Below are 24,400 nucleotides of genomic sequence, written 5' to 3' on the forward strand. Positions count from 1 at the left end.
ACTCACAGCCGATCAATCCAGGTGTTTTCCTCGCGGTTGTCCCAAGCCGACGCCGATCGCGTCTCCGGTGCCGAGGCAGGACCCAGGCTTGACAGGATGTGCAGCGCCTCGGCTCGGGTCAGCGCCCGCAACGACTCGACGGGCCGCCCGGCGACGCTCTCAACCGCGCGCTGTCGCTCGCCCGTCGTCGTCAAGCCGCGAGCAGTCAGCGCCTCCCTGAGGGCATCGACCAGCCAGTCCGCGATTGGCACCTCAGTACGGACCGGCGGAGCTGGCTCGTGCGGTTGATCGTCACCGAAGAGTGAGAGGTCGCCTGACACAAAGCGATGCTATGAGGTCACCTTGGTGAGCATCACCAGCCCTGTCAGACGTTCCCCGGACCCTGGGAAAGAACGGTGAACACTTCACCTTGAGGACCATCATCGCGATCTCCTTGCGGCCGCCGGCCTCGAGCAGCCGGCGCTTGCCCGCCTCCCGGACGTCAGCCGCCTGTGCGCGCAGCACCTCGGCCAGCGGCGTGCCGCGCTCCAGGGCCACGAGCAGACCGTCGACGAACCGCGCCAGCGGGTCCAGCGAGGTGCGGTCGGCGACCTGCTGCAGCGCGTCGGCCAGCGGCACCCCAGCCCGGGCCCGGCCCAGTGCCGCGCCCATCTCGCGGGCGAGCTCGCCGCCCGACAGTCGGGTCACCCGGGCGATGGCCGCGGTCGGGCTCTCCCCCGCCGTCACCGCCAGCGCCAGCAGCTCGGCCACCACGGGGAACTCCGCGAGCAGCAGTTCCTCCCGCCGCTGCACCTGCTGCGTCAGCCACCAGTCCCGGCCGAGGACGCCGCCGACCAGGCCGGCCACGCACAGCAGCGCCACCGACAGCACGTTGACGTCCCCGGCGAGCAGCGACCCGACGGTCGCGAGCAGCGCCGCGCCGAGCAGCCCGAGGCCGCCCCAGACCACCTGCTCGACGCGGAAGTCCTCGACGCCGGCGTCGCTGCCCAGCGCGTCGAGCCGGCGACGCACGGCCGTCCGGCCGCCGAGCACCCGGTCGACGAAGCGGGCGCCGTCGGCGACCACCGGTCCGAACAGCCGCCGGACGGCGGTGAGCAACCCGGCCTCGGTGGCGGTGCCCAGCAGCCGGGACGGCGGCGGGGTGTCGTGCACGTAGGGCGCCAGCCGGTCGACCAGGCGCACCGAGCGGAACGGCGGCGCGAAGGTGACCACGAGCAGCACACCGGCCGCCGCCGCGAGACCGAACAGCATCCCGGCGAGCGTCGCGTTCACTGGAGCACCCGCAGGTCCTGCGGCAGCCGGCCGATCCGCAGCATCAGCCGGTAGGAGGCCAGGCAGACCGCCGCGCCGCCGAGCAGGATCGCCGTCCCCAGCGGTGAGTCGTAGGCCTCCAGCGTCGCCGACTGGGTCGCCAGCAGGAGCAGCACCACCCACGGCGCGGCGACGGCCAGCCGCGCGGCCTGCACCACCCAACCCTGCCGGGTCTCCAGCTCCGCGCGGGCGCGGGCGTCCTCGCGCAGGAACGAGGAGAGGGTCCGCAGCACCCGGCCCAGGTCGCTGCCGCCGACCTCGCGGGCAACCCGCAGCGTCTCGACGATCCGGTCCCCGACCGGGTCGGCCAGGTCGTCCTTGAGCCGGTCGAGGCCGTTCCCGAACCGACCGCTGGAGCGGTACTCCGCAGCGAACCGGGCGAACGGCGGCCGCAGCACCTCCGGCCCACGGGCGGACAGCGCCGACAGTGCCTCGGGCAGCGAGAGTCCGGCCCGGACGGCGGAGGCGAGGTTGTCCACGACCTCCGGCCACACCTCGCGCAGGTCCGCCCGTCGCTTGACCGCCAGCCGGCGCACCTGCACGACGGGCAGCGCCGCGGCGAAGGCGCCGAACAGCAGGCTGACGGTGACCGTGCCGGTGGTGAGCAGGACGACGACCGTGGCGAGCAGGCCGAGCCCCACCTGCAGGGCGGTCAGCTGGGCGGCGTTGATGCCGGTGAGGCCGGCCGCGGCCAGCCGCTGCTGGCGCCGCGACGGCGTGCGAGAGCGGTCCCGGCGCTGTGGGGCACGCGGGCCGCTGCGCCAGACCAGCAGCAGGCCGACGCCGAGCAGCAGTCCGAGCAGGGCGCCGGTCACGGCACCTCCTCGCCGGCGCTCGTCGGCCCCGTGCCCGACGGTGCTGTGTCCCTGCGCGACCTCGCGAGCTCGGTCACGCCCGCCACCGGGTGTCGTCGAGCAGGGCGGGCAGGTCGAAGCCGGAGGCGGCGAAGCGCTCGGGGTGCGGCGGGTAGCCGGAGCCGCGCACCAGCCGGCCGTCGCGGGTGGTGAAGACGTCGGCCAGCTCGATGACGCCGTCCTCGGCGCGGCCCGGGACGGCGACCACCTCACGCACCCGGCGGCGCCCGTCGGGGTCGCTGCCGACGTGTACGACCAGGTCCACGCTGGCGGCCACCGTGGGGACGACGAACGCGTGGCCGATGTTCTCGCCGGCCAGCAGGGGAAGGGTGCACATCTTCGTGATCGCCTCGCGGGCGGTGTTGGCGTGCAACGTGCACATGCCCGGCAGCCCGGAGTTCAGCGCGATGAGCAGGTCGAGGCACTCCTCCTGCCGCACCTCGCCGACCACGATGCGCGAGGGGCGCATCCGCAGCGCCTCCTTGACCAGGCGGCGCAGCGGGATCTCCCCGGCGCCCTCGAGGTTGGGCTGGCGGGTCTGCATGGCGACCACGTCGGGCAGCGGGATGCGGAGCTCGAAGACCTCCTCGCAGGTGATGACCCGCTCGCGCGCCGGGATCGCGGCGCACAGGCAGTTCAGGAGCGTCGTCTTGCCCGCCTGGGTGCCGCCGGCGACGAGCACGTTGAGCCCGGAGACGACGGCCGCCTCGAGGAACCGCGCCGCCTGCGGGGTGAGCGTGCCCAGCGCGACCAGTTCGTCCAGCGAGTGCGCCTGCAGCACGAACTTGCGGATGTTGACCGCCATGTGGCGGCGGGTGATGTCCGGGATGACCACGTGCAGCCGCGACCCGTCGGGCATCGTCGCGTCGACGAACGGCGTGGACATGTCGATCCGCCGCCCCGAGGTGCGCAGCATCCGCTCCACCAGGTCGGCCAGCTCACCGGGCGCCAGGATCGTCGTCGTCAGCTCGCTGCGACCCCGCCGCGCCACGAACACCCGACCGGGCTCGTTGACCCAGATCTCCTCGACCTCCGGGTCGTCCAGCCAGCGCTGCAACGGACCGAACCCGGCCACCCGGTCCAGCACGTCGCGCACCACCGCGTCGGAGTCGCCGATCGGCGGCAGCGCGGAGGTCAGCGACCGCTCGGAGTAGTCGGCCACCACGTCGCGCACCAGCAGCCGGACCGGCCCGGGGTCGGTGAACGGGTCCAGCCCGCGCCGGCGGATCAGCTCCCGCACCTCGCCGTCGACGACCTCCAGTGCACTGGTCGCGGTCGGCACGGCACCCCCGTCGTCGAGCTCGGTCAGGACGACGACGGACAGTAGGCGGACGGAGCGGTCCTCGGGCCGGCGTCGCCACGATCTGTGGACGACGGACGCCCACGCCCACCCGGTCGGGTGTCATCCCGGTCCCCCGGCCGCCTGAGGGGTTCCTCCGTGCAAGCTCCACCGCTGCTTCCAGGAGGAAGCAGCGGTGGAGGTCGCGCAAGTCGCTGGAGGGACCGCGCCGTCACCTCAGGACGAGGTCCTCGAGACCGGCCGTTGCCAGCGCTCCCCGCAGGCGAGCGAGGATCCGGGCGCGTGTCGGACCGATGCTGCCGACCGGCATGCCCAGGCGGGCGCTGATGTCCTGGTAGCTGATCGGCGGAGACGCGATCAGCAACTCCATCAGCTGCCGGTGCCGGTCGGGGAGCTCGGCCAGCGCGCGACGGACCAGCACCTGGTGCTCCTGTCGCAGGGCGGCCGCCTCGGGACCGTCCTCGTCGGCGCCGTCGTACCGGGCGCCCGCCCCGGGGCCGCGGTCCTCGTCCCAGTCGGTGAGCTGTTCACGCCCGCCCTGACGGATGACCTGCAGGCACACCCGGTGGGCGGTCGTCTTCAACCACCCCGCCACGTGGTCGGGTTCCCTGAGGTCGGCGACGTGCTCGACCAGCCTCAGCCACGTCGTCTGCACCGCGTCCGCGGCCTGGGCCTCGTTGAAGCGGAACCCGCGGACCACCGACCACAGCAGGCCGGAGTACTCGTCGACGATCGCGTTCCAGGCGGCCGCATCGCCCTCGGCAGCACGGTGGATCAAGACGGTGACCTCGGGAGGCTCCATGTCCCTGTTCCTCTCGTCCGCTCGGCGCACCGCGCCGACACGGGAGAGGTTCGGGATGCCGCGCTAGCGGAGCGCCAGCCGGACGAAGCCGCTGGTCAGAGCCAGGAGAAGCGGGCGGGCGGCCCTCAGCCGCGGGGAGTCAGCCGCTGCGCGAGCGCGCGCGTGCGCGGCTGGGGCGGCACACCCAGCTCGCGCAGCATCTGCTGGCAGCGGCGCAGGGCGCGGTGGGCGTCGCCGAGGTCGCCGTCCGCGAGGTGGACGGCGACGAGGAGCTGGTGGGCGTCCTCCGAGCAGTCGTCGGCCCGGAGGGCCCGCTCGGCGAGGGTCCGGGCCGTCGTGGTGTCCCCCCGCGCCAGCAGCAGGTTGCCGGCCCGGACGGCGCTCGAGACGAACCGGCTCCGCAGGCGGTCCCGCTCCCACTCCAGCCAGCTCGCACCCGTCACGTCGGCGAGGAGGTCCCCACCCCACAGCTCCACCGCCCGCAGGTAGGACGACAGCGCCGCGGAGGGCGCGCCCTGGCGCTCCAGGCGGGCGGCCTCGTCCAGGGCCCGCTCGAACTGCAGCACGTCGATCTCCAGCGCGCCGTCGGTCACCAGGTGCAGCACCGGGCCGGCACTCCGCAGGAAGTACGGCGGATCGAGCTCGCCGCGGTCGGGCTCGAGGAGGTTCTGCAGGTAGGCGAGGGTGACGCGCAGGTTCCGGCCGGCCGCCGCGTCGTCGAGGTCGGGCCACAGCTCGGAGGTGATGGCGGTCCGGGTCGGCCGGTCGTGGAGGAGCAGGTAGCCGAGGAGCTGACGCACCCGCTCCCTGCGCAGCTCCGGCGCGGTGACGACTCCGCCGTCGCGGCGGAGCTCGAGCGGGCCGAGGACGCGCAGGTGCAACCGTGCGTTCGGCACCGCCGGAATCGCGCGCAGCAGCGAGCGGGCCGTGGCCGCGAGGGTCGGGGGTGCCGTCGCGGCCTGGGCGCGCAGGGTCGCCCGGGCGGCGGGGCCGAGGTCCTCGATCAGCGCACGCGCACCGTCCTGACCGGCTGCCACCATCCCCAGGGCCAGCTCGGCCACCCACGGCACCGGCAGGAGGGCGCGCAGGACCGGCCAGACGCTGGACGGGAGTGCGCCGGCCGCCGCCGTCGACCCGTGCTCGCGCAGCTGGACGAGGGCACGCGCCCCGGCGTACAGGTCGGCGAGGGCGCCGGGTGGCGGGTCGGCGTCCCAGCGTTCCCGGAGCTCCGGCAGGAGCACGTAGAGCAGCGGCAGCGCGATCGGGGAGACCCGCTGCGCACCGGAGAGGCGCCCCCCGTTCGACGGGACGATCGACCGGAGTGTGGTCGCCGCCTGGTCCTCGGCGCCCCCCGAGAGGGCGTGGAAGGCCTCGGCCAGCGTCCGGGCGTGGGGTGCCCAGGCGACCGGGGAGGCGCCGAGGACCGGCCGGAACCTCCCGAGGAGCTCCGCTGCCTCCCCGTGCCGCCCCAGGACGTCGAGCACGGAGATCGCACAGGGCACCAGATCGGGGGACGTGAGGACCTTGTCCGGCCGCATGTCGCCGAGCAGGTACGGCAGCAGGCGCTCCGCCTCCTCCAGGCGTCCCCGGAGCCGGAAGGACTCGAGGAGGAGGCCCCGCGAGACGCCGTGCATCGTGGTCGCCGGGTGGGACAGCGCCCGTCGGGCGAGCACCTCGCCGGTCGAGGCGTCGCCCAGCCTCAGCAGGACCAGGTGGGCGTGCAGCCACTGCTGGACGGGGTGCTGTACGGAGTTGAGCGCCGTCCGCGACATGAGGCTCGGGTTCGCCAGCGCGGATCGCACCTCGTCGGTGGAGCGCGCCTCCCCGCCACGGACCAGCGCGACGAACGCCGGTGCTCCGGGGTGCCCCGCCGCCGCCAGCTCCTCCAGCTCCTGCAGCAGGAACTGCATCCGCTGCCGGTCCTTGCCCCAGAACGCCAGTTGCACGAGCGCGTTGAGACACGCGTAGCGCAGATCTGGGTCCCCGTGCGCGCCGGCGAGCGCCTGCACCAGGAGTTCCTCGGCCGCCCCCGGACTGGTCGGCTCAGCCGCCATCGCGGCGAGCAGCAGCCCCTCGGGGCTCTGCTGCACCTCGAGCGGGAACCGGCGCAGCCACGACTCGAGGACGTCGGTGGGCACCAGCGCGGTGCAGCACTCGCAGACCTCCACGACCAGCCGGCGGACGTCCTCCCACGCCTGGGCGTCCAGCAGCAGGCCCATCGCCTCCTGGTACTGCCCGCGGCCGCGCAGGACGGCGGCCGCGGTCCGCCGCGCCTCCGCCACCTGCCCGGAGTCGAGGTGGTGCTGGAGGGCCGCTGCCCACAGCCCGTGCAACGACCACCACCCGGAGCGGGAGCGCACGACCAGGGGCAGCCCGTCCAGCAGGGACCGGAGGTCCACGTCCCGGCCGAGCAGCGCGGCGGCGATCTCCTCGTCCGCCCCGCCCACGGCGACGAGCAACGCGAGTGCGTGGCGGCGCTCCGGCGACAGCTGGGTGAGCAGCTCCTCCCAGACGTACCCGCTGACGGCGAACGGGCCCGCGGTCGCCGTCAGCTCGGCCAGGGCCGGCCAGCCCCCGACGTCACTGAGCAGTTCCGGTGGGACACCGCGGGACTCGGCGAACGCGGCGACCTCGTCCTCGCGGAACTGCAGGTCGCCCTCCCGCAGGACCACTGCGTCCCCGGTGGCCACGAGCCGGGAGACCGACAGCGGCAGCGGCGGACGGGAGGCGAGGACGAGGTGCCCGTTCCTCGGCAGCTCCTCGATCAGGTGCCCGAGGAACTCGCCGGCCGGCGATCCCCGGGTCACCAGGTGGACGTCGTCGAGGACGAGGGCGACGTGGCGAGGGGCCGCACCCCACAGCGCCTCGGCCACCGCGACCGCGGCCTGCCGTGGGTCCTCCGGCACCGGGACCGAGAGGCCGACCGCGGCGAAGGCACCGGAGGCCAGGACCGAGAGCGTCGTGTCGTCCCGCTGACAGGTCAGCCAGCGGTCCTCTCCCGCGGGGGACAGCGCGTTCTCGCTCACGGCCTGACCCAGCAGCGTGGTCTTGCCGAAGCCGGCGGGTGCCACCACCGCGGTGAGGGGGCGCTCGAAGCGGCTCCGCAGCGCGTCCAGGAGCCGGGGCCGCACGATCAGGTCCCGGCTGGCGAGCGGCGGTGCGTACCTGAGCGCCCGGCTCATGGGCCGACTGTAGGCACCGTGCGACCGGTGGCACACCGGATTCGTTCCCGCTGACGCGCCGCTGGCGACGTTCCGGGCGGGCCGGTGTATCAGCACGGTTGGCCCCCGCGTCTGTGCAGTACGGACCTCGTCGGGACCCCGACCTGGCGTTCTGCGGTCTGCCCGGTGTCCGGCCGGGTGCCGGAGGGAGGCGGTCGTGGACGAGAGCGACGGGTACCGGTGGGACGACGGCCAGCTGATGACGCTCCTGACCGAGGTGCTGGACGACCCGGAGGCCGACTGTGCGGAGGCGTCGACGTCCGCCACGTCGGACGACCGGCCCGCCGAGATCTCCCTGGAGGACGTCGTCGCCGCGGGGCGGGCCGCGTTCTGCTGGCTCGACGTGGTCGTCACGTTGCGGGACGTCGCCCGGCAGCTCGGGCCGGCCGCCGGTGTCCCGACCGCCTGCGAGCCCGAGCACCGGCTCGGCCGCTCCCGCACCGGGTCGACGACGACCTGAGGGCGCGGGGCGAGCCCCGCTCCGACGTGCGGCGCACTGCGCGGAGTGGGCCGTTCGGGTGAGCGCCCGTCAGGCCGGGAGTTCGTCGATGCTCGACGGCTCCCGCTCCTGGACGCCGTTCACCGCGTGGCGGAAGTCGCTGGACCGCGCGTACGCGACGCGCCGCGCACGCATGATCGAGCCCAGGGGCCGGTGGGCCTCCAGCGCGTGCCACGGATTGAACGACAGGACGTCGTCGGCGTAGCGGCGGCGGGCGTCGCTGTACGGGTCCTGCGCCGGCAGGTGCAGGACCGCGACCCGATGGTGCGGTGACAACTCCTCGGGCCAGCGCACCGAGGCGTCCTCGATCGGCATCCGGTCGACGTCGACGCACAGTTGTGCGCGTACTTCGTACTCGGCGCTGTGGCGGGCGAAGAAGTCCGCGACCAGGTCCCGCAGCGCTGAGTCCCCGGCGCGCCTGCCCACGGGCCTGCCGCTGAGGGCCCGCACGTCCTCGGACAGCGGGGCGGCGGAGATCTTGGCGACGTGGTCGCCGTAGCGCAGGGCCGCCATCGAGTGGAAGGTCTCCCCGAGGATGTGGTGGTTCGGCGTGGCCAGGACCTCGGCGATCCGCGGGAGCGGGAACCTGAGGCGGGTGAGCACTCGGGCGACCAGCCGGGTGGACCGCTGCCGCAGGTCGCTCTCGCGGTGCTGCCGCTCGAGCGCCTCCTGCAGCTCGGCGTACTCGCCGATGGTGCCGAAGGGCAGGGTCGGGTGGTTGACCAGGAGGAAGTCCTGCGTGGTGGCACCGTCGTCGAGGGCCCGAGGGCCGTCCACCCCGATCACCTTGATGGCCATCCCGCGCGGGGCGGGCACCCGGTCGGTACGGAGGTGACCCGGTGAGGTGGAGAAGCGCACGATGACCGGGTAGCTGCGAGAGGCGGCGAACAGGCCCTGGGCGAGGTGCGCGGGCAGGCCCGGCTCCACGTGCAGCTCGCCGGCGAGGATGCCGTGACTCTTGGCGTGCGCGTCGCGCAGGCCGTGCCGGTGCTTGGCGGCGACCTGGCGGTTGGCGCGTTCCATCGTCCCGACGACCTGCCGGACGAGTTCGTCCTCGTCGGGGAACGACTGCTCCAGGTCCGCCTGGTAGCGGACGTAGGGGGGCGATGTGGTCACCGGTGTCATCGTGTCGCCGTCGAGCTGGTGCGGGTGAAGGTGACCAGCGGCTCGGTGTCCTCGCCCGGGGTGTTCCGGTCGACGAGGTCCTGCAGGCGACTGGTCCGCTTGATCACGCGCATTCCCGCCCTGGAGAAGGTCGAGGCGTTGAAGACGCTCTTCGTGAGCAGCGGGTTGGTGAGCGCCTGGGAGAAGGCGTCCACCGCCACCATCGTGCCCATCACCGGGGGCAGCGCGGAGTTCCGCCGGACGTCCTCGGCGAAGAGTCCGACGTACAGCTCGACGTCGTCCACCGACGGGTACCGGGCCTCCAGCGCCTCGGCCACCGCAGGGTCGGCGGAGAAGTCGCTGAAGGACCGCAGCCGCGGGTAACCGCAGGCCTGGCGGTAGTCGTTGAAGCCGGCCAGTGCAGCCCTCCGACCGATGGTGATCGTGCGCTCCTCGACGGGCAGCAGGAACTCCGCCGTGTTCCGGATCCCGATCTCGGTGCTCGGTTGCCGGGACGCCTCGTCGAAGAGGGCGGCCAGCCCCTGCTGGGGGACGACGTCGGCCTCCCACAGGACGTCACTGGCCGGGCGTCGCACCCCGCCGACGGTCAGGTCGGTGGGGATGAGGGGGTGCCAGCGGTAGAGCAGGTCGAACTCGATGGACATCCAGTTCTGCCGGTACCACTCCTCCCGGACGCCGATCCCCGGCTCCACGAACAGCTTGAAGTGGGACGGCGTGATGTGGTTGATGTAGTCCTCGATCACGATCTTGATGAGGATGACGATCAGCGTGTTGCGAGCCGTCTGGAAGATGCGCTCGTCGTCCCAGTCGGGGTTCTCGGCTGCGATGAGGTCGGCGAGGCGGTTGTGCTCGCGGAGGAACAGCGTGCTGAGCATCACGAAGCCGTAGTGGATGTTGCCCCGCGGGATCCCCAGGGCGAACAGGCTCCGCTTCTGGGCGTCGGTCAGCTCCCCCAGCTCCACGGCCTTCCGATCGCGGCCGGGGTAGCTGAGCGGGAGGTCGACGAACTCCGGCTCGACCTGGCCGTCCGGGCCGAAGTAGTACGGCGGGAACTCGCCGCCGTCGATCTGCTGGCTCTTTAGCCGGCCGCCGGAGTGGGTCCGCAGCATCGCGGTCACGTCCTCGGTCTGGCCGTAGAGCTGGCTCAGGTCGATGTCGTGGGTGGAGGTGTTGCGCAGCACGTCGTCGGGGTCCGTGCGGAGGAAGCCGTCGACGAACCACTGGGCGAAGTGGGAGAACAGCAGGGTCGACTTCGTCGACTCCCGCGGCTGCTCCCGGCGGAACAGCTCCGCGACCGACGCCGGCGCCACCGACTGCAGCCGCTGCGCGAGCGCGTCGTCCGCCGGCAGGTGCCGGGCGCTGTACGTCCGGTCGGTGAGCGACTCCCACGACGTGTACGGGGTTCTCGTGCTCAGGGTGTTCGGCCGCGTCTCGAGCTTGTAGACCAACCGGTTGATGAGCCGCCGGTTGGTCCTCGACCTGACGACGGGCAGCTCCTGCAGCAGCGTCCACACGGGCTTCAGATGGGTGACCGCCCAGAGTTCGGCGCCGTTGCGCCAGCCGTTCGTGCGCCAGTACGACCGGCGCTCAGCGGTCCCGGGAACCGCCGACGTGTCCGGGTCCGCCACCGCCTCGATCCTCCTGACGGGTCGTTCCTCGAGGAGGACCCGACCGGGAACGCTCGTCGCCTTCGTGCCTCTGCTCGTTGCCACGGCTGCTCCAGTTGGCTCCTGGTCTCCGACGGAGACCGTCCTCCACGCACGGGTCCACGGAGTCTTCGGACGTGACGTCACTGGACCATCACCGCGCCGTCACCGTGTCCGCCGTGGCGCACCCAGGCCCGGGAGCAGCCCGGGCCGAGGCGACCTCGACGGCGACGGCCGGCCGCCGGCCGTCCTCGTCGGACCTGGTGACGGCGGGAACTCCCCGTGTCCGGCCACCTGCTGGTCGCCGTCCGGGTCCGGCAGCGCGACCTCGGACGGCCGGGCACCCGCATGGCGGCGGTCATCGCAGACAAGTCCCACACCCCCCACGGCCACCGCGTCGGCCTCCCGTCGAGGAGGCGTCACCGCGGTCACCCCTGAGCTGGCCTACCAGGCGGTCCAGCGTGGCAGACGCGGCTCGCGCGGCGGTCGTGCTCGAACGTCCGATCGTGGCGGAGACCCGTGGGGACCGGGGGGCCCGGCCGCGGGAGGGCGGGTCCTGCGGCAGCCGCCACCGGCTGGCCTGCCGGCGTGCCCGGCTGGGAGGACGTCCGCGCCCTCGACCTGGACGCCACCGACTGGCACACCTACGCCGCTGCGTGGGACGCCGGCGGGACGCGGTTCCACGTCGACGACCAGCTCGTCCGGGTGGTCCCGCAGGGCCTCGCCTACCCGCTGGTGCTGATGGTCGACCTGTTCGAGTTTCCCGCCGGGGCCGACCGGGACCCGGCGGCCTACCCGAAGGCCGCCGGAGTCGGCCCGATCCGCGGGTACCGACCGACCGCCGACCGGTACGGACGACGGGCCACCCGGCCGGGGTCAGGCGCGGCGGACGGTGAGGTGCGGCGGCTGCGCCAGGGTCTGGGCGACCACGCAGTACCGCTCGGTGAGCTGGCCCAGCTTGGCGAGGGTGGCGTCATCGGCGTCGGTGTCCAGCTCGGCGTCCACCGTGATCGCGCCCAGGCCGACCGGCGCCTCCTTCGAGACGCCGAGCGTCCCCCGGGCGTCCATGTCGCCCCGCGCGCTGAGCCGCGCCGAGCGGATCTCGACGCCCATCGTCGTGGCGACGCTGCGCATCGTCACCCCGGCGCAGGCCAGCAGGGCCTGCAGCAACATGTCGCCCGAGCACGCGTCGCTGCCGTCGCCGCCGGTGGACGGGTGCAGCCCGGCGCGGGCGGGCCCGGCCCAGGTCTGCACCGTGCAGGTGACGCCCGGGTCGGCGAACGCGGCCTCCGCGTGCATCGTCACGCACGCGGAGCCCGGGTCCTCCCGGTAGCCCTGCTTGATCGGCGCCTGCAGGTCCCGCAGCTGTGCGGCGTCCATCCCGGCCTCCCGGTGTCGTCCGGACCCCCATGCTCACGGCCGGGGTCCGCTCCTGCCAGGCGGGCCGGTGCCCGGGTTCCCCGGGCACCGGCCGCGATCACGGTGCGGGTGCGGCGGCCCTCGGCTCAGCCACCGGTCGTCGGGCAGGCGGGGTACAGCGCCCGGGTGCCGGTGCGGACCGGCGTGGTGAACGCGCAGCCGTAGTCCGGCGAGGCGACCACCTCGCGGTCGAGCACCGGCTGGCCCGCGGGCCGCTCGCCCTCCTCGACCCACTGCACCAGGTCGAGGAACTGCGCCTCCGCCTCCTCCGGCGTGAACTCGCAGTGGCCGGCGGCCCGGACGGCCCGCTGCACCAGCAGGTCGGACGTGCCCTGCTCGGCGGCCTCGGCGGCGTAGTACTGCTCCATCGAGAACGGCACGTAGTAGTCGCCGAGGGTGTGCACCGACAGGACGGGGACGTCGGAGGACGCCGTGATGTCCGGGACGGAGGCCGACGGGCCGGTTCGCCGGGCCTGGTGCGCCGGGGCCACCCGCTCCACGCGCTCGTCCAGCGACGCGCCGTCCGGGAAGACGAAGCCGCCGGGGACGACGAGCTCGTCCGGGTAGTCGGTGTCGGCGTTGGTCCAGACGGCGCCGGGCGCGACGCCGTCCAGACCCCCGGGCTCGGTGGCGACGACGCCGTAGACGAAGTTCTGCTGCTCCCAGAAGCCGAAGGCGGCGTCGTCACCGGGCCGCGGCCCGCCGGAGATCTCGGTGACCAGGTCGCGGAAGACCTCGCCCCGCTCGTTCAGCGTGCCCTCCGGGGTCCGCAGCGCAGCCTTGATGTCCGGCACGTCCTCGGTCAGGTAGTCCGCGGGGAAGGGATAGGCGTCGACCTCGGCGAGCGTCTGGGCCAGCAGGTTGTAGTCGAGGAAGAAGTCGTAGAGCTCGACGTCGCCCAGCACGCCGCACATCGGCGCGGCGCCGTCCCACTGCACGCCCCGGTTGCGCTCGAGCAGGACGCCGATGACGTGCCCGCCCATCGAGACGCCCTGCAGGTAGCGCTGGTCGGCCCGGCCGACCAGCCGGTCGAAGAGCTTCGCGAGCGCCTCGGTGGAGCGCACGCCGGCCTCGATGTCGTACCGGTTCGCGCTGTAGGACGACGCCGCCCAGGCGTAGCCGCTCTCGACGTAGGTCCGGCGCAGGTCGTAGCTCGGGTCGCTGACGTACAGCGTGGTGCCCGTGCCCCGGTAGCCGTGCTCCCAGAAGACGACGTCGCCGTTCCAGTCCAGGGGCACCTCGATCCGGTAGGCGGCGCCCTGGTGCACGCCGTACAGCACCCGGCTGATCGAGGCGCCGGCCTCGTCGGTCAGCGGCACGAACTCCGCGCCCGGACCGGACGGCGAGTAGTCGTAGCGGGGGTCGGCGATGGTCCAGTCGACGTCGTAGAGGGGCTCGCTGGGCGACTGCTGCACCGGCTGCCACTCCTCCGAGCCCGGCGGCGGGTGCCCTCCGGCCCCGCCCGGCGGCTGCACGGAGCCGGGCGGGCCGGCCAGGGCGGTCGTCCCGGTGGCGACGACCGCGCCGGCGCCCAGGCAGGTGGCGGCGGCGAGGTGCAGGAACCGGTTGCGGCGCAGGGACACGGAGTGAGCTCCTTCGGTCACCGGGTGACGAGCGTCACCGCCTCCGCACTGTGCGTCGCGGACCCCGGCCAGGGCAAGACCCGGCCGGGGAGTCGCACGCGGACCCGCCAGGAGGTCAGCGGCGGCCGGGCAGCACCGCGTCGACCAGGTGCGGGCCCGGCGTGGCCAGCGCCGCGCGCAGCTGCTCGGCCAGCTCCTCGGCGGTCCTGGCCCGGGTCGCGGGCACACCCATGCCGGTGGCCAGCGCGACGAAGTCCAGCGACGGCCCGCCCAGGTGCAACAGCTCGCCGGCGCGCTTGCCGTCCTCGGCCGCCCCGACCCGGGACAGCTCGTGCTCGAGGATCGCGTAGGAGCCGTTGTCGCAGACGACGACGGTGACGTCGAGCTGCTCGCGGGCCATCGTCCACAGCGCCTGGAGCGTGTACATGGCACTGCCGTCGGCCTGCAGCGCGAGCACCGGCCGATCCGGGCAGGCCACCGCGGCGCCCACGGCCATCGGCAGCCCGTCGCCGATCGCCCCGCCGGTCAGCGACAGCCAGTCGTGCCGCGGCGCACCCGAGGTCAGCTCGGCCAGGCCGACGCCGGAGGTCAGCACCTCGTCGACGACGATGGCCCGCTCCGGCAGCAGCGCCCCGACGACGGCCGACAGCGCCCGCGGCGTGAGCTCCCCGCTCGGCAGCTCGGGCCGCGAGGCCTCCAGCAGCTCCGCACGCGCGTCCGGCGCCGCGGCCGCGGCCAGCGCCCGCACCGCGGCGACGCCGTCCTCCCCCGGCGCGGCGAGCACGTGCACCGTGCAGTCCTCGGGCACCGGCGTGCCGGGCACGTCCGGGTAGCCGAAGAAGTGCACCGGCGGGGTCGCACCGGCGAGCACCAGGTGGCGCGTCCCGGCCAGCGCGGCGAGCGCCATCTCCGGCGGATAGGGCAGCTTGGTCAGCTCGGGCAGGCCGGCGCCGCGCACCGCGCGCGCGGAGAACGTCTCGGCCACCAGCCGTGCGCCGGTGCCGGCGGCGACCTGACCGGCGGCGAGCAGTGCCTCCTCGCTGGCGACCACGTCCCCGCCGAGGAGCAGCACGGTCGGCTCGCCGGAGCGCAGCACCGCGGCCACGTCGTCGACCACCGACGGCGCCACCTGCGGAGCCGGGCGGACCGGCTGCGGCGGGGCCGGCTCGGCGCCGTCCTCCCACGAGACGTCGGCGGGCAGCACCAGCGTGGCGATGCCGCGGCGGGCCGACTCCGCGACCGCCTCGGCGGCGTCGGCGGCGACGTCGGCCGGGGACAGCGACCGGCGCAGCCAGGCCGACACCGCGCCGGCCAGGGCGTCGAGGTCGGACTCCAGTGGCGCGTCCAGCCGCTTGTGCGAGCGGGCGTGGTCGCCGACCACGTTGACCACCGGCGCGCGGCCCCGGCGGGCGTTGTGCAGGTTGGCCAGGCCGTTGGCCAGCCCCGGACCGAGGTGCAGCAGCGTGGCCGCCGGCTTCCCGGCCATCCGCGCGTAGCCGTCGGCGGCGCCGGTCGCGACGCCCTCGAAGAGGGTCAGCACGCCGCGCATCTCCGGAACGTCGTCGAGCGCGGCGACGAAGTGCATCTCCGACGTGCCGGGGTTGGCGAAGCAGACGTCGACGCCCGCGCCGACGAGGGTCCGGATGAGTGCCTGCGCGCCGTTCACCGGGAAGCGTGCACCTCGTTCAGCTGGTAGTGCGTCATGGTCGCACCGCCGGTGGCGAATTCGGCGATGTCGTCGGCGGCCGCCTTCCCCTCCGCGGAGTTGAACGCCGCACCCATCTCCTTCTCGGACTCGAAGTCGAGCTCCGCCACCAGGTACGGCACGGGCTGCGAGGGGTCGAGCGGCTGCGGGGAGCCGGTGGCCAGGCGCACCAGACCGGGCATGCTCGTGGCGAGCGGGGTGTGCGTGTCGCGGTAGTGCGCGTCGAACGCCGCCGGGTCGTCGGGCCGTCCGTAGCTGACGACGAGCCTGTGCACCATCTGCCGTACCTCCGCACCACGCCGGGCTCCGCTGCCCGGGACCGCCTCCACCCTGTCAGGACAGGACGGCCCGCCGCCACCGCGGGACCCGACCTCAGAAGGTGAGCACCAGCCGCCCGCGGACGCCGCCGCGCGCCAGCCGCCGGTGCGCCTCGGCGGCCTGCTCGGCGGGCAGCACGTCGGCCACGCGGAGGGTCAGCACGCCCTGCTCGGCCTGCTCCCGCAGCCGGTCCAGCGCCGCCCGGTCCTCGGCCACCCGGCGCACCAGCGTCGGGTGCACCCGGACCCGGCCCGAGCCGTCCCCCCGGTAGCCGCGCACGGTCGCCACCGCCCCGCCGTCCCGCACGGCCGGCAGGACGGCCGCGTCCTGCACCGAGCCGTCGGCCAGCCCGTCGACGCCGTCGGGGAACTCCGCGCGGATGCGGTCGGCGACGTCGTCCCCCCGCCGGACGACGACGTCGGCACCCAGGTCGCGCACCAGCTGCTCGTCGGCCTCCGAGGCGTCGGCGACGACGGTCAGCCCCTCGACCTTGCCCAGCTGGACGACGTAGCCACCGAACGCCCCCGCCGCGCCGGTCACCGCCAGCACCTGGCCGGGCCGCAGCCCCATGAGGTCCAGCGCCAGCCGCGCCGTGAGCCCGTTCATCGGCAGTGTCGAGGCCTCGGCGTCGGTGCTGCCGGCCGGCGCGCGGGTCACCGAGCCGGCCGGCAGCACCAGGTCCTCGCGGTAGGCGCCGTGCGCGCCGGTGGGCACCACGATCGCCATCACCCGGTCGCCGACCCGCAGGTCGGTGGCGGTGTCCGGGCCGATCTCGGCCAGCACGCCGGCGGCGTCCATCCCCGGCACGTAGGGGAACTCCTGCACCGGGTCGCGGCCGGCGTAGGCGCCCTCGCGCAGGTGCGTGTCGGTCGGGCTGACCGCCGCCGCGGTCACCCGCAACCGCACCTGGCCCGGCCCCAGCGGCTCGGGCGGGACATCGACGACGTGCAGGGCCTCCGGCCCGCCGAACTCGGTCACCCCGACGGCTCTCATGTCCGGCAGCCTCGCCGACGCCGGTCGGCCCTGTTCCCGCGGGGGTGCTCCGGCGTGTCGGGAATGCTCTGCGCGGGGGCGTCGCTGAACGGGTGAGCTCCCGCACGCCCGCCCCCGACCCGAGAGGCCGAGCATGCCCACGCTGCTGCCGTCGCGCCCCGTCTCCCCGGATCCGGCTCCGCGCCGGCGGCGTCGCCTGCGCCCCACGCTCGTGGCCGCGGGGATCGGTCTGGCGCTGCTCGTGCCCGCCGGCTTCACGGTGGCCGACTGGCTGCCCGACAACCCCCTGGGTCAGGACGTCGTCGACACCAGCACCCCTCCGCTGCTGCTGGCCCTCGACGACCTGTCGGAGTACCACGCCGCGACCGGCACGTTCCAGGTCGTCGTCGAACGCCAGGTGGACACCCGCTACGTCCCCTCGGTGATCAGCGGCGAGTCGGCGAGCTTCCTGGCCACCGGCACCGCCGACGCCCACGTCGACTTCGAGGGGCTGGACGCCGGCCGGGTCACCCTCTCCCCCGACGGCACGTCGGCGACCATCGCGCTGCCTGCGCCGCGGCTGGGCGCGGTGCGCATCGATCCGGCGCAGAGCCGCGTCCTGGACCGCGACCGCGGGCTGTTCCAGCGGGTCGGCGACGCGATCGAGGACAACCCGGTCGACGACAGCGAGCTGTACGCGCTCGCGGAGGACCGGCTGGCCGCCGCGGCCACGCAGAGCGACCTGCGCGAGCGCGCCGAGACGAACACCCGCGACATGCTGATCGGCCTGGCCCGCTCCCTCGGCGTGCAGCAGGTCGAGGTCACCTTCGACGAGCCGGCCGACGACGAGGGCTGAGGGAGGACCTCCCGCCCCCGCCGCTGGTAGCAGACCCCGTCCTGCCCACCCTTCGCAGGCTCAGGGCGGGGCCCGGGACGGGGCCTGCCGGCGGACGCACACCGGCCCCCGACCTCACGACGAGGAAGCGGGGGCCGACGTGCGTCCAGACCTCAGCGCTTGAGCGCGTACTCCTTGAGCAGGCCCCGGCTGATGATCGTCTTCTGGATCTCGCTGGTGCCCTCGCCGATGAGCAGGAACGGCGCCTCGCGCATGAGGCGCTCGATCTCGTACTCCTTGGAGTAGCCGTAGCCGCCGTGGATGCGGAAGGACTGGGTGGTCACCTCGGCGCAGTACTCGCTGGCCAGCAGCTTGGCCATGCCGGCCTCGACGTCGTTGCGCTTGCCGGCGTCCTTGAGCCGCGCGGCCTTGACCATCATCGCGTGCGCGGCCTCGACCTTCGTCGCCATCTCGGCGAGCTGGAACGCGATCGCCTGGTGCTGGGCGATCGGCTTGCCGAAGGTCTCCCGCTGCTGGGCGTAGGCGATGGCCAGCTCGAAGGCGCGGATGGAGATGCCGCAGGCGCGCGCGGCGACGTTGACCCGCCCGACCTCCACGCCGTCCATCATCTGGGCGAAGCCCCGGCCGGGGACGCCGCCGAGGACGTCGGAGGCCTTGGCCCGGTAGCCGTCGAACACCAGCTCGGTGGTGTCCACGCCCTTGTAGCCCATCTTGTCGATCTTGCCGGGGATGGTGATCCCGGGGACGACCTCGCCGAAACCGGCCGGCTTCTCGACCAGGAACGTCGTCAGGTTCTGGTGGGCCTTCCCGGCGCCCTCGTCGGTGCGCACCAGCGCGGCGACCAGGGTGGAGCTGCCGCCGTTGGTCAGCCACATCTTCTGGCCGTCGATGACGTAGTCGCCGTCGGCCTGACGGACCGCCTTGGTGCGGATGCCGGCGACGTCAGAGCCCAGTCCCGGCTCGGACATCGAGAACGCCCCGCGCACCTCGCCGGTGGCCATGCGCGGCAGCAGCCGGTCGCGCTGCTCCTGGGTGCCGTGCTGCATCACCATGTAGGCGACGATGAAGTGGGTGTTGATGACGCCGGAGACGCTCATCCAGCCGCGGGCGATCTCCTCGACCACCAGCGCATAGGTCAGCAGCGACTCCCCGAGGCCGCCGTACTCCTCGGGGATCATCAGCCCGAAGATGCCGAGCTCCTTCAAGCCCTCGACGATCTCGGTCGGGTACTCGTCGGCGTGCTCCAGCTCCTGCGCGTGCGGGATGATCTCCTTGTCGACGAAGGTCCGCACCGTCGACAGGATCTCCTGCTGGATGTCGGTCAGGTCGGCGGTCTGGGCCAGACGGGTCATCGCGTCGCTCCTCCGGGGACTCCGGTGTCCGGGTTACCGGTGAGTATGGGCCACCGCGGGACGCCGTCCGCGTGTGCTCGGTCACTCCCCCGGGCCTGGCGCGTCTAGCGTTCCGCACCAGGAGTTCCCGACCGTGGGAGGACGACGATGACGCAGGACGAGCCCCACCGCGGTGCCCCCGACTCCGCACAGCCACCCGCCAGCGGCGAGGGCCAGCAGCAGCCCGGGCACCCGCCGCTGCCCTCCTACGGCACGCAGGGCGCCACCTCCGCCGGCGGCCAGGAGGGGTACGGCGGCCAGCCCGGCTACGGGCCACCGCCCGGCTACGGCGGCCAGCCGGCCTACGGCCCGCCGCCCGGCTACGGCCCGACCGGGTGGGGCCAGCCGGGGTACGGCCCACCCGGCTACGGGCCGCCGCCCGGCTACGGCTACCCGCGGCCGACCAACACCCTGGCGATCCTGGCGCTGGTGATGGCCTTCGTGTTCAGCCCGGTCGGGCTGGTCCTCGGCATCGTGGCCCGCCGGCAGATCCGGCAGACGGGCGAGCAGGGCGACGGCCTGGCGCTGGCCGGGATCATCATCGGCGGCATCGGTACCGCCCTGGCCGTGCTGGGCTTCCTGTTCTTCTTCCTCGCGCTCGCCGCGGCCGGCTCCTCAGGCGCCTTCGCTCCGTAGACCCGCCGCACACGACGACGGCCCGCCCGGGTGCTCCCCGGGCGGGCCGTCGTCCGGCCCGGGATCAGGACTCCGGCGGGGTGAAGGTCGAGGAGCGCTGCAGGCCGGCGGCCCGGCCCTTGCCGGCGATGACCAGCGCCATCTTGCGGCTGGCCTCGTCGATCATCTCGTCGCCGAGCATCGCCGAGCCCTTCTTGCCGCCGGCCTCCGAGGTCGCCCAGTCGTATGCGTCGAGGATGAGCTCGGCGTGGTCGTAGTCCTCCTGGGACGGCGAGTAGATCTCGTTCGCCGCGTCGACCTGGCCCGGGTGCAGCACCCACTTGCCGTCGAACCCGAGCACCGCCGACCGCTTGGCGACCTCGCGGAACGCCTCGACGTCGCGCACCTGCAGGAACGGGCCGTCGATGGCCTGCACGCCGCGGGCGCGGGCGGCCATGAGGATCTGCATGAGGATGTAGTGGAACGGGTCCCCGGCGTAGTCCGGGTGCAGGGCGCCCACCACCAGCGACTTCATGTTGATGCTGGCCATGAAGTCGGCCGGGCCGAAGATGATCGTCTCGATCCGCGGGCTGGCGAACGCGATCTGGTTGACGTTGATGAGCCCCTGCGCGGTCTCGATCTGAGCCTCGATGCCGATCCGGCCGACCTCCAGGCCGTTGGCCTTCTCGAGCTGGGTCAGCAGCATGTCCAGCGCCTGCACCTGGGCGGCATCGGCGACCTTGGGCAGCATGATGCAGTCGAGGTCGGCACCGGCACCGCCCACGACCTCGATCACGTCGGTGAAGGTCCACTCCGTCGTCCAGTCGTTGACCCGGACGGTGCGGATCTTGTCGCCCCAGCCGCCCTCGGTCAGCGCCGCGACGATGTTCTTGCGGGCACCGGGCTTGGCCAGTGGCGCGCACGCGTCCTCCAGGTCCAAGAACACCTGGTCGGCGGCCAGGCCCTTGGCCTTCTCCAGGAACCGGGGGTTGCTGCCCGGGACGGCGAGGTTGGAACGGCGGGATCGGAGCTCGGCCACGGTGCCTCCGCTGTGAGGGGTCGGTGTGCTACCGGAGAGTAGCGACGGGCTCGGGAGGGCCTCAGGTGCCCGGCTCGGCCAGGCCCGCCGGACGGCTGGCCCGCACCACCAGACCGACCCCGACGACGACCAGCGCCACCCCGGGCAGGGCCAGCAGCGGGGGTACCTGCTGCAGCAGCACCAACGCGAACAGCAGGGCGCCGGGCACCTCCAGCAGGATGACCAGGCTGACCATCGTCGGGCCGACCGAGGACAGCAGCAGGTTGAACAACGTGTGCCCGAGCAGCTGGGCGCAGACGGTGATGGCGGCGATGAGCAACCAGTCGCGACCTGAGAAGCCGACGAGGGGGTTGCCGACGGCGACCGCGGCGACCGCGATGGCCACCGCGCACACCGAGTAGCACACCACCGCGTACGCCGAGGTCGACAGCCGCTGCCGCGCTCGCGCCCCGGCCAGCACGTACCCGCCGGCGCAGAGCGCGCCGAGCAGCGCCAGCCCGTCCCCGGCCAGGGCGCGCAGGCTCACCGTGACGTCCACCCCGGCGATCAGCGCGACGCCGAGGACCGCCAGCACCAGGCCCGCCCAGGTCGCCGCGGGCAGCCGCACCCCGCTGACGCGGGCGGCCAGCGCCGTCCAGACCGGGGTGGTCGTGACCAGGGCGGTGGAGGCGGCGACCGTCGTCATCGACAGGCTGGGCAGCCAGGCCGCGAAGTGCGCGGCGAGGAACACCCCCGCGACGACCGAGCTGGTCAGGTCGCGCGGCCGCAGGCCGGCGATGGTCCGGCGCTCGCGCAGCAGCAGCACCGGCAGCAGGGCCGCCGCGCCGCCGAGGTTGCGCCAGAAGGCCAGCGCCAGCATCGGCGCGGCCAGCATCGTGGTCAGCGGCGCGGACAACGAGATGCCGACGACGGCGACCGCCATGATCCCGACGTCCCGCCCCCCGGGCCGGTGCAGCGCCCAGGCCCCGTCCCCGGCCCCGCGGCCCCCCTGCAGGGGCCCGCCGCGAGCCTGCGAGCGGTGGGGGGCAGGGGGGTCCTCTGTCAAGGCACCCGGATGCGGCCGCGGGCGACCGGCACCACCGCGCCGCGGACGGTGGCCGCGACCGCGCGACCTCCCGAGGCGGTGACGGTGCAGGAGAGCACCGACGGCCGGCCCATCGCCTCGCCCTGGCGCACGGCGTAGGACGACGTCCCCTCCGGCGCGAGCAGGCCGGTGGCGACCAGCCAGACGCCGGTGCCGAGCGCCGCCGAGCCGGTCGCCGGGTCCTCGCCCCAGGCCAGGTCGGCGGCGAAGACGCGGGCGCGGGCGGTGGCGGTCGCGCCGTCCCAGGAGAGCACCGAGACGCCCTCCCCCACGCCGTGCTCGCCGAGCAGCGCGGGGACCGGCGCGGCGTCGTCCACCACCTCCGGTCGGACCGCGAGGAAGCCGAACGGCAGGCCGCAGCCGGCGACGTGGGCGGGCAGCCCGACGGCGTCGGCGGCCGAGAGCCCCAGCGCCTCGGCCAGCGCGGCCGGGTCGGGGCCGTCCTCGAGGGTGGGCCGGCCGCCGGACAGCGTGGCGCCGTCGTGGTCGACCACCACGTCGACGACGCCGGCGCCGCACTCCTGGCGCAACGTGCCGGCGGGCAGCCGGCCGGCACGCACGAGCGTGTGCGCCGCGCCCACGCTCGGGTGCCCGGCGAAGGGCAGCTCGGCGTAGGGGGTGAAGATGCGCACCCGGTAGGAGGCGTCCGGCTCGGTCGGAGCGCACAGGAACGACGTCTCCGACAGGTGGAACTCGGCTGCCAGCGCCTGGCACTGGTCGGTGGTCAGGTGGTCGGCGTCGAAGACCACGGCCAGCGGGTTGCCGGCGAAGGCGCGCGGCGCGAAGACGTCGACGACCTCGTAGTCCAGCTCTCCGGGGGCGGCCACGGCTCGACGGTAGCCTCGCTACTCGTGACCACGGCGACCAGGGCGTACGTCTCCCGGCTCGCCGGGCTGCCCGTCTTCGACCCCAACGGCGACCGCGTCGGCAAGGTCCGCGACGTGGTGGTGGCGCTGCGCGTGGGGACGGCGGCGCCGCGCGTGCTGGGCGTGGTCGTCGAGGTGGTCGCCCGCCGCCGCATCTTCGTGCCGATGGGCCGGGTGACCACGCTGGACCCCGGCTCGGTGGTGCTCTCCACCGGCACGCTGAACCTCAAGCGCTTCGAGCAGCGGCGCGGCGAGACGTTGGTGCTCGGCGAGCTGCTCGACCGCCGGGTGCAGATCGCGGAGTCCGGCCGGCCGGCCACCGTCGTCGACGCCGGCATGGAGCAGAACCGCACCGGCGACTGGGTGCTCTCCCGGCTCGCCGTCCAGGAGCCGGGCCGGCTGGGCCGGCGGGGTCAGCTGCACCAGCTGGCCTGGGACGAGGTGACCGGGCTGGCCCTGCCGCAGACCGGGCAGGGCGCCGAGACGCTCATCGCCACCTACCGCGAGCTCAACGCCGCCGACGTAGCCCACGCGCTGCAGGACCTGCCGATCAAGCGGCGGCACGAGGTCGCCGAGGCCCTGGACGACGAGCGGCTGGCCGACGTGCTCGGCGAACTGCCCGAGGCCGACCAGATCACCATCCTCGGCACGCTGGAGGAGAAGCGGGCGGCCGACGTCCTGGAGGTCATGGACCCGGACGACGCGGCGGACCTGCTGGCCGAGCTGTCCAACGTCGACCGCAACCGACTGCTGGAGCTCATGGAGCCCGACGAGGCCGAGCCGGTGCGCCAGCTGCTGCAGTACACCGAGGACACCGCCGGCGGGATCATGACCAGCGAGCCGGTGATCCTCACCCCGGACGCGACGATCGCCGAGGCGCTGGCCCGGGTGCGGGAGCCCGAGCTGTCCCCGGCGCTGGCCAGCCAGGTGTACGTCTGCCGGCCGCCGTCGGCCACCCCGACCGGCCGCTACCTGGGCCTGGCGCACATCCAGCGGCTGCTGCGCGAACCGCCGTCCACGCTGGTCAGCGGGGTGCTCGACGACCTGGAGCCGCTGCGCCCGGAGGCGCCGCTGGCCGAGGTCACCCGCTACTTCGCCACCTACAACCTGGTCGCCGCGCCGGTGGTCGACCCCCAGGGCCGGCTCGTCGGCGCGGTGAGCGTGGACGACGTCCTCGACCACCTGCTGCCCGAGGACTGGCGCGAGCGGGCCCGCCGTGGCTGAGAGCCGGCGCCTCGACGTCCCCCGCGGTGCGCGCGGCTTCGGCGACTTCCTGCGGCTGGACCCCGACGCCGTCGGCCGCTTCGCCGAGGCGATCGCCCGGTTCCTCGGCACCGGCCGCTTCCTCGCCGTCCAGACGGTGATCGTCATCGTCTGGATCGTGCTCAACGTCTTCGCCGTCCGGCTGCAGTGGGACCCCTACCCGTTCATCCTGCTCAACCTGGCCTTCTCCACCCAGGCCGCCTACGCCGCGCCGCTGATCCTGCTGGCCCAGAACCGGCAGACCGACCGCGACCGGGTGCAGGCCGAGGAGGACCGGGCACGGGCCGCCTCGACCCGCGCCGACACCGAGTACCTGGCCCGCGAGCTGGCCTCCCTCCGCGTGGCCGTCGGCGAGCTGGCGACCCGCGACTTCATCCGCAGCGAGCTCAACCGGCTGACCGAGGAGAGCCCCGAGGACGCCGAGCGGCGCGAGCGGAAGGCCCGCAAGAAGCGCGAGGCCGCCGCCCGCGAGGCAGCCGGCTGAAAGAGGGCCCCTGGCCCCCTTGCAGGGGCCCGACGCGAGCTCGCGAG

The 24,400-nt window shown here is 74.2% G+C and carries 22 protein-coding genes; 5 read left to right on the top strand and 17 right to left on the bottom strand.

Features of this window, described 5'->3' with window-relative positions; translation table 11 throughout:
• Positions 1-2: 2 nt before the first annotated feature.
• The 6 genes from BUB17_RS05475 to BUB17_RS05500 all read right to left on the bottom strand — a co-directional run bounded on the left by BUB17_RS05475 (position 3) and on the right by BUB17_RS05500 (position 7,449).
• A complete protein-coding gene (locus tag BUB17_RS05475; protein ID WP_141242914.1) occupies positions 3-320 on the bottom strand; it encodes a hypothetical protein in 318 nt (105 codons plus the stop codon).
• Entirely contained in the window at positions 292-1,272 is a 981-nt protein-coding gene (locus BUB17_RS05480; protein ID WP_244276954.1) for a type II secretion system F family protein, read from the bottom strand. The genes BUB17_RS05475 and BUB17_RS05480 overlap by 29 nt, the downstream gene beginning before the upstream one ends.
• Positions 1,269-2,126 (bottom strand): type II secretion system F family protein, encoded by an 858-nt coding sequence (locus BUB17_RS05485; RefSeq protein ID WP_072914708.1) that lies wholly within the window; start codon positions 2,124-2,126, stop codon positions 1,269-1,271. The genes BUB17_RS05480 and BUB17_RS05485 overlap by 4 nt, the downstream gene beginning before the upstream one ends.
• A gap of 73 nt (positions 2,127-2,199) precedes the next feature.
• A complete protein-coding gene (locus BUB17_RS05490) occupies positions 2,200-3,447 on the bottom strand; it encodes a TadA family conjugal transfer-associated ATPase (RefSeq protein ID WP_072914711.1) in 1,248 nt (415 codons plus the stop codon).
• A 229-nt stretch (positions 3,448-3,676) separates the two neighbouring features.
• Positions 3,677-4,267 carry an RNA polymerase sigma factor gene (locus BUB17_RS05495; RefSeq protein ID WP_072914714.1) on the bottom strand — a complete coding sequence of 197 codons (591 nt, stop codon included), beginning with the start codon at positions 4,265-4,267 and terminating at the stop codon, positions 3,677-3,679.
• A gap of 125 nt (positions 4,268-4,392) precedes the next feature.
• Entirely contained in the window at positions 4,393-7,449 is a 3,057-nt protein-coding gene (locus tag BUB17_RS05500; RefSeq protein ID WP_072914716.1) for an AfsR/SARP family transcriptional regulator, read from the bottom strand.
• A gap of 196 nt (positions 7,450-7,645) precedes the next feature.
• On the opposite strand from BUB17_RS05500, the gene BUB17_RS05505 reads away from it, so the two are divergent.
• Positions 7,646-7,948, top strand: coding sequence for a hypothetical protein (locus BUB17_RS05505; RefSeq protein ID WP_072914719.1), 303 nt, complete (start codon positions 7,646-7,648; stop codon positions 7,946-7,948).
• A 69-nt stretch (positions 7,949-8,017) separates the two neighbouring features.
• On the opposite strand, the gene BUB17_RS05510 is transcribed toward BUB17_RS05505, so the two are convergent.
• From BUB17_RS05510 to BUB17_RS05540, 7 genes are all read right to left on the bottom strand, one after another.
• Positions 8,018-9,112, bottom strand: a complete 1,095-nt coding sequence (locus tag BUB17_RS05510; RefSeq protein WP_072914721.1) for a catalase family protein — start codon at positions 9,110-9,112, stop codon at positions 8,018-8,020.
• Entirely contained in the window at positions 9,109-10,740 is a 1,632-nt protein-coding gene (locus BUB17_RS05515) for a peroxidase family protein (RefSeq protein ID WP_072914725.1), read from the bottom strand. The genes BUB17_RS05510 and BUB17_RS05515 overlap by 4 nt, the downstream gene beginning before the upstream one ends.
• An 894-nt stretch (positions 10,741-11,634) precedes the next feature.
• Entirely contained in the window at positions 11,635-12,138 is a 504-nt protein-coding gene (locus tag BUB17_RS05520; protein ID WP_072914727.1) for an OsmC family protein, read from the bottom strand.
• Positions 12,139-12,263: 125 nt separating this feature from the next.
• Positions 12,264-13,760 (bottom strand): esterase, encoded by a 1,497-nt coding sequence (locus BUB17_RS05525; protein WP_072914730.1) that lies wholly within the window; start codon positions 13,758-13,760, stop codon positions 12,264-12,266.
• A gap of 115 nt (positions 13,761-13,875) precedes the next feature.
• Positions 13,876-15,426: an acetolactate synthase large subunit gene (locus BUB17_RS05530; RefSeq protein WP_072914732.1), complete on the bottom strand. Its 1,551-nt coding sequence runs from the start codon at positions 15,424-15,426 to the stop codon at positions 13,876-13,878.
• Entirely contained in the window at positions 15,423-15,743 is a 321-nt protein-coding gene (locus BUB17_RS05535) for an EthD family reductase (RefSeq protein ID WP_072914736.1), read from the bottom strand. The genes BUB17_RS05530 and BUB17_RS05535 overlap by 4 nt, the downstream gene beginning before the upstream one ends.
• Positions 15,744-15,837: 94 nt before the next feature.
• Entirely contained in the window at positions 15,838-16,776 is a 939-nt protein-coding gene (locus BUB17_RS05540) for an NADP-dependent oxidoreductase (protein WP_072914739.1), read from the bottom strand.
• A 133-nt stretch (positions 16,777-16,909) separates the two neighbouring features.
• Between BUB17_RS05540 and BUB17_RS05545 the strand changes: the two genes are divergently transcribed.
• Positions 16,910-17,611 (top strand): DUF4230 domain-containing protein, encoded by a 702-nt coding sequence (locus tag BUB17_RS05545; RefSeq protein WP_072914741.1) that lies wholly within the window; start codon positions 16,910-16,912, stop codon positions 17,609-17,611.
• Positions 17,612-17,763: 152 nt separating this feature from the next.
• Here the strand turns inward: BUB17_RS05545 and BUB17_RS05550 are convergent, their stop codons facing one another.
• Positions 17,764-18,963, bottom strand: a complete 1,200-nt coding sequence (locus tag BUB17_RS05550) for an acyl-CoA dehydrogenase family protein (protein WP_072914743.1) — start codon at positions 18,961-18,963, stop codon at positions 17,764-17,766.
• A gap of 147 nt (positions 18,964-19,110) precedes the next feature.
• On the opposite strand from BUB17_RS05550, the gene BUB17_RS05555 reads away from it, so the two are divergent.
• A complete protein-coding gene (locus tag BUB17_RS05555; RefSeq protein ID WP_072914745.1) occupies positions 19,111-19,638 on the top strand; it encodes a DUF4190 domain-containing protein in 528 nt (175 codons plus the stop codon).
• Positions 19,639-19,702: 64 nt separating this feature from the next.
• Here BUB17_RS05555 and BUB17_RS05560 read toward each other — a convergent pair whose 3' ends face one another.
• The 3 genes from BUB17_RS05560 to BUB17_RS05570 all read right to left on the bottom strand — a co-directional run bounded on the left by BUB17_RS05560 (position 19,703) and on the right by BUB17_RS05570 (position 22,567).
• Positions 19,703-20,656, bottom strand: coding sequence for an HpcH/HpaI aldolase/citrate lyase family protein (locus BUB17_RS05560; protein WP_072914747.1), 954 nt, complete (start codon positions 20,654-20,656; stop codon positions 19,703-19,705).
• Between the two features lie 61 nt (positions 20,657-20,717).
• Positions 20,718-21,578, bottom strand: coding sequence for a DMT family transporter (locus BUB17_RS05565; protein WP_072914748.1), 861 nt, complete (start codon positions 21,576-21,578; stop codon positions 20,718-20,720).
• A 119-nt stretch (positions 21,579-21,697) separates the two neighbouring features.
• The gene (locus BUB17_RS05570) at positions 21,698-22,567 is read right to left on the bottom strand and encodes a PhzF family phenazine biosynthesis protein (RefSeq protein WP_083606058.1); all 870 of its coding nucleotides are present in this window, start codon (positions 22,565-22,567) and stop codon (positions 21,698-21,700) included.
• Between the two features lie 24 nt (positions 22,568-22,591).
• Between BUB17_RS05570 and BUB17_RS28160 the strand changes: the two genes are divergently transcribed.
• Both BUB17_RS28160 and BUB17_RS05580 read left to right on the top strand, forming a co-directional pair.
• Complete coding sequence (locus tag BUB17_RS28160; RefSeq protein WP_072914752.1) at positions 22,592-23,830, top strand: magnesium transporter MgtE N-terminal domain-containing protein; 1,239 nt, start codon at positions 22,592-22,594, stop codon at positions 23,828-23,830.
• On the top strand, positions 23,823-24,353 hold the full coding sequence (locus tag BUB17_RS05580; RefSeq protein ID WP_072914754.1) for a DUF1003 domain-containing protein: 531 nt from the start codon (positions 23,823-23,825) through the stop codon (positions 24,351-24,353). The genes BUB17_RS28160 and BUB17_RS05580 overlap by 8 nt, the downstream gene beginning before the upstream one ends.
• Positions 24,354-24,400: the final 47 nt, after the last annotated feature.

Origin of the sequence: Geodermatophilus obscurus (assembly GCF_900143215.1) — a bacterium.
GTDB classification, from domain to species: domain Bacteria; phylum Actinomycetota; class Actinomycetes; order Mycobacteriales; family Geodermatophilaceae; genus Geodermatophilus; species Geodermatophilus obscurus_A.

Excerpts from the sequence above, each read along its gene's own strand:
- BUB17_RS05495 (WP_072914714.1), bottom strand. The coding sequence starts at position 4,267 with ATGGAGCCTCCCGAGGTCACCGTCTTGATCCACCGTGCTGCCGAGGGC.
- BUB17_RS05500 (WP_072914716.1), bottom strand. The coding sequence starts at position 7,449 with ATGAGCCGGGCGCTCAGGTACGCACCGCCGCTCGCCAGCCGGGACCTG.
- BUB17_RS05510 (WP_072914721.1), bottom strand. The coding sequence starts at position 9,112 with ATGACACCGGTGACCACATCGCCCCCCTACGTCCGCTACCAGGCGGAC.
- BUB17_RS05520 (WP_072914727.1), bottom strand. The coding sequence starts at position 12,138 with ATGGACGCCGCACAGCTGCGGGACCTGCAGGCGCCGATCAAGCAGGGC.
- BUB17_RS05535 (WP_072914736.1), bottom strand. The coding sequence starts at position 15,743 with ATGGTGCACAGGCTCGTCGTCAGCTACGGACGGCCCGACGACCCGGCG.
- BUB17_RS05540 (WP_072914739.1), bottom strand. The coding sequence starts at position 16,776 with ATGAGAGCCGTCGGGGTGACCGAGTTCGGCGGGCCGGAGGCCCTGCAC.
- BUB17_RS05545 (WP_072914741.1), top strand. The coding sequence starts at position 16,910 with ATGCCCACGCTGCTGCCGTCGCGCCCCGTCTCCCCGGATCCGGCTCCG.
- BUB17_RS05550 (WP_072914743.1), bottom strand. The coding sequence starts at position 18,963 with ATGACCCGTCTGGCCCAGACCGCCGACCTGACCGACATCCAGCAGGAG.
- BUB17_RS05555 (WP_072914745.1), top strand. The coding sequence starts at position 19,111 with ATGACGCAGGACGAGCCCCACCGCGGTGCCCCCGACTCCGCACAGCCA.
- BUB17_RS05565 (WP_072914748.1), bottom strand. The coding sequence starts at position 21,578 with ATGGCGGTCGCCGTCGTCGGCATCTCGTTGTCCGCGCCGCTGACCACG.